Annotated in this window: 2 protein-coding genes; both read right to left on the bottom strand. The window is 38.7% G+C overall.

Annotation, left to right across the window (positions count from 1 at the left end):
* Positions 1–184: 184 nt before the first annotated feature.
* The gene (locus ACIQ0Q_RS09065) at positions 185–3,451 is read right to left on the bottom strand and encodes a beta strand repeat-containing protein (protein WP_395772617.1); all 3,267 of its coding nucleotides are present in this window, start codon (positions 3,449–3,451) and stop codon (positions 185–187) included.
* A gap of 64 nt (positions 3,452–3,515) precedes the next feature.
* On the bottom strand, positions 3,516–4,020 hold a 505-nt coding region (locus ACIQ0Q_RS09060), incomplete at its 5' end, for a hypothetical protein (RefSeq protein ID WP_395772616.1).

The following is a 4,020-nucleotide window of genomic DNA, read 5'->3' as shown; positions in this document are numbered from 1 at the left end:
CAGCTTCTTCATCTGTCAGCAAGTACCAACATTGACGTAAAGATGTAGGTCTTTCATTTGTAAACTCTACTCTACGATTTGGAATGTAAAGATTACCACCATCGGTATCACTTTCTATATCATTCCAAAACCCATCGTAATCTACATCTTTTTTTAAGATAACGTTATATTCTCTCATATTTTATTAATGTAATGCTACCCACGCTCCATTAGCGTATCCCATAAATTTATGAGTGGTTGAATTATAAATCATATCTCCATTTGCAGGAGTCAAACTTCCAGTTTGTACATCGGTGAATGTTGCCATTCTCATCGGTGATTGTGTTACAATTACCGCAGTACCAGCTGTTAAGTTTAAGTTAGTTGCTGATGTTATTTCAGGTGTACCGGTTGCATATATGTTAAATCCAGATGCACTTATCGCACCACTAACAAACATAGAGCCTGTTAGTTTTAATTCAGCTCCATCAAATGTAAGAGTGTTACTTACAAACAATCTTTCAGGTGCATTTTCGTATCTAACTATACCATTATTTACACTTCCGGTTACCGCTAATAAAGATGCAACTCCAGAAGTTCCAGATGTACCATTCGTGCCATTTGTACCGTTTACACCACTCGTACCAGTTAAACCAGATGTACCGGATGAACCAAATGCAGTACCATCCAACCCATTTTTGCCAGATGAACCAGATGTACCATCAGAACCATTTGCACCAGGTGCACCATTTGTACCAGATGTACCACCACTTCCTGCAGTTGCTCCTGCAGCAGTTAAACCACTTGTACCGGATGTACCAGAACTACCAGATGTGCCCATAGTACCATTTGCACCGGTTAAACCAGATGTTCCAGATGAACCAATAAATGTTCCATCTAAACCAGATGTACCAGATGAACCAAAAAATCCAGATATGCCAGATGTACCGGAAGTACCATTTGAACCATTTACACCAGATGTTCCATCTTTACCAAATCCAGATGAACCAGATGTACCGGATGAACCAACAAATGTACCATCTTTACCGGATGTTCCAGATGTACCATCTTTACCAGATGAACCGGCACTACCAGCACCACCACCCGTTCCCGCGGTGATTGTTATATGTCCACTACCAGGTGAATCGGTTATAACCGCACCACCGGTAAATGTTATTTGATTTACACCACTAATAGATGTAGGTCCAACATCATCATTTATTGTTAATGCAATAGATGAACCAGATGAACCCGATGTACCAGATGAACCAGATGTTCCTCCACCACCCGAAACTCCAGAAGTACCAGAAGTACCATCGGTACCAGGTGCCCCAATACCATTAAGTCCAGATGTTCCAGATGAACCATCTTTACCAGATGTACCGGATGTACCGCCACTTCCACTTACTCCTGCGGTTCCAGATGAACCAGAAGTTCCACCGCCACCATCTTTACCAGATGTACCGGAAGTACCATTTGAACCCCCGCCACCTACGCCACCGGCTACAGTAAGTGCAACGGTACCGCCACCACTATTCGTAGCACGGATTGTATTATCCAATGTTAATGTGGTTGTTGCAGCTGCGGAGAATGAACCACTATTAATTGTAAGTCCACCACCACCGCCACCGGTTGTTATAGTTACTTGTCCGCCACCATCATCTGCAACAACGGCTCCATTGAATCGTATTGTACGAACTGAACCAAAAGAACTACCACCTTGTTGAGATACTGTTATCGCTCCAAATGAAGATGTAGCTATTATTCTAGATATATCATTAACTCCACCAACCCAAGCATATCCTTGTGGAAGTGAAGCAGATAAAGGTCCACTTACTTGTAGAGAACCTGTAATTTGTATATTATTTGTTGTCGCGAATACCGAACCGGTTGCCGCAAATATTCCAGTACCACTACCAGCACTACCAAATGAAGATGTTGCTACTAAAATTGTTCTATTATTAGGACCACCTACCCAAGCATATCCTTCTCTTAAAGATGCACTCAAAGATGTACTTACAAATAAAGAACCAGTAATACCAACCGATTTCGTCATTGTAATTGCATCACTAGGACTCAACTTTATTTCTTCAAATTCTTTAATAGCCAACTTATGAAACCCAGTAGCCCCCGCAGTTGTTTCTAATTCACCTTTATTATTACCATTCTTATCAGTCCACCATAAAAATGATGTAACTTCATCTACTCCTCTTGAATCAGAACCTAAATCTAAAAACTGAATTGTGGGTCCATATAATGCACCACCATATTGTGTTTTACCAATTTTTATAGAACCGGTCATATGCAAAGAACCACTAATAAGTGCAGAACCGGTATAAGGAAATACGGTTGTTGTTAAACCGGATGTTCCTGCAGTTCCACTTATTCCAGATGAACCAGATGAACCAGAAGTTCCAGATGAACCAGAGCTTCCAGAAGTTCCTGATGAACCACTTGTACCATCTAAACCGGTTGTACCATCTTTTCCAGATGTACCAGAAGACCCACTTGAACCAGATGTTCCAGAACTACCACTACTTCCAGATGTACCAGATGAACCAGAAGTTCCAGATGAACCAGAGCTTCCAGAAGTTCCAGATGAACCACTTTGACCAGGTGCACCTGCCGTATTTATATACCATGAAGTTATACCAGTACCACTACCTGATGTAGTTGTTATATTAACCACTAAATCACCTGTACCACTATTGTAAGATGTTACAGTTCCTTCTAATACATTTGATGCATTTTCAGAAATAATAATAGCCTGTCCAGGAGTCCATTGTAATCCAGTTCCTATTGTGAAATTTTTAGAACCAGTGCTTATATCGTTTGAAGTACTTGATGTTGATGAAAATCTATCACCATTTTGTCCAGAAGTTCCAGATGAACCCGATGAACCAGATGTACCATCTTTACCAGATGTACCAGATGAACCGCTACTACCAGATGTTCCAGATGAACCGGAAGTACCACTCTCTCCAGAAGTTCCAGATGAACCTGAGCTTCCAGAAGTTCCAGAACTACCACTACTTCCTGACGTGCCATCTTTACCAGATGTACCAGATGAGCCAGATGTACCTGAACTTCCCGCTGTACCATCTTTACCAGATGTACCAGATGAACCATCACTTCCTGCTGGTCCAGTAGCTATTGAAGTTGTTTTTCCTATTGTTTTTGTAGAACTATTGTAAACTAATACTTCACTTGCAACAGCATCGGTTGAAATATTATCAAATCTTAAACTACCAGAAATTAAAACACTACCAGTAAATTGTCCGCTTAATTGTCCACTTAAAGTTGATAGATTCGATACGGATGAAGATACTGATGTTAATGTTGAATTTAAATTATCAGTTGTTGTATATAATGTATTTACGGAACTTGATACGTTTTCTAAAATCGTCAAGTTGGCATCCATTTCTGCCGCCGTTAAGGGACTACCCTTTGGTATTCTTTTTATTATTGCCATGGTTTTATTCTACTTGTGTGTAATTACACAAATAAATATAAATAAATGGAAGAAATAAACACTTTTAAGGATTTTCCGATTTAGTGGGCGGTTGAGTGGGTTTTTGTATCTTTAGAAACTTTAAAAATTCATCGGTATTAAACTTAACTTCCTTTATGGATTTCACATTATTAAGTAGATAAGTTCTATATGTACCAGGTTGATGTTCATATATCCCATGTCTTTTTAAATTCATAAATGTTTTAGAACCAGTTCTATTATCGGCCGGTAATAACTCATCTAAAGTATTTTTTTCTGCAATTTCTCTAATCGCATCGTATTTCAATCCCCTTTTTAAATTTAACTTTAACCAATCAAAGAATTTATTAGGTCGCGCTTCACTTATCTTTATACAATGTAATATTTTATCAGGTGTAATACTAATTAAAAAAATAATAGCACTTTCAGGCCCACTAAACGAAGTAAGTTTTCCACCAACATACTCATACGAAACTATTTTATAAACTCTTCTTGCTTCTAGTTTTGATTTAGGAACTATGGTTTCTTTTTCTATTATTCTATTATATAAG

Source organism: Arenimonas sp. (genome assembly GCF_044348765.1).
Lineage (GTDB): Bacteria > Pseudomonadota > Gammaproteobacteria > Xanthomonadales > Xanthomonadaceae > Arenimonas.
The sequence above is the reverse complement of the archived record's forward strand: the minus strand, read 5'-3'. Positions and strand labels throughout refer to the sequence as shown.